Raw genomic sequence first — 577 nt, 5'->3', positions numbered from 1 at the left:
ACGCCCTCGACCGTGCGCTCGGGATCGGCCTCGACGCGCTGCGTGCCGAGCACCGCCGTACCGCCGAGTTCCTCGTTGATCGCGGGCAGGAAGCGCACGCCGCTGCCGTCGAGCAGTTTCTTCGCCTTCCACAGCTGCTGGTCGACCATGCCGAGCGGCGAGCCGCGATAGCCGCTGACGAAGCCGGCCGTGTTCAGCCCCTGCTCGGCGTCGACCGTGCGCTGCATCAGCAGCAGGCGGACCAGCGCTTGTGTGCCGGTCAGGAAGATCCGGCCGCGTGTCGCGGTCAGGTTGTCGGTCAGGCGGTAGTCGGACAGGGCAGGCGTGCCGTCGATGGGCAAGCGGGCGGTCATGGGGGATGTCTCCTGATTGTGCTGTTCTGTTCTGTTCTGGGCTGCGCGGCGGGACGTCGGAAGACGTGTGTGGGCACGGGCAGCGAATGCCTCTATTTTTTCGTGCGCAGACGAGAATGTTTTTTCTCTTCTTGCTCGGTCAGGCCCGCAGCGAGAAAAACTGCGCAGCTTTTTACCAGGATTTGAGAGAGTTTTCGCGCGCGGCTGTGGGGGCGGGATGGGTG

The 577-nt window shown here is 65.2% G+C and carries 1 protein-coding gene; it reads right to left on the bottom strand.

Features of this window, described 5'->3' with window-relative positions; genetic code table 11:
- The coding region (locus VL15_RS39000) for a hypothetical protein (protein WP_048252218.1) at window positions 1-353 on the bottom strand (353 nt) is incomplete at its 3' end.
- Window positions 354-577: the final 224 nt, after the last annotated feature.

It is taken from the genome of Burkholderia cepacia, assembly GCF_001039005.1.
GTDB classification, from domain to species: Bacteria; Pseudomonadota; Gammaproteobacteria; order Burkholderiales; family Burkholderiaceae; genus Burkholderia; species Burkholderia theae.
Note: the sequence above shows the minus strand (reverse complement) of the source record. Positions and strands in the feature narration are given on the sequence as shown.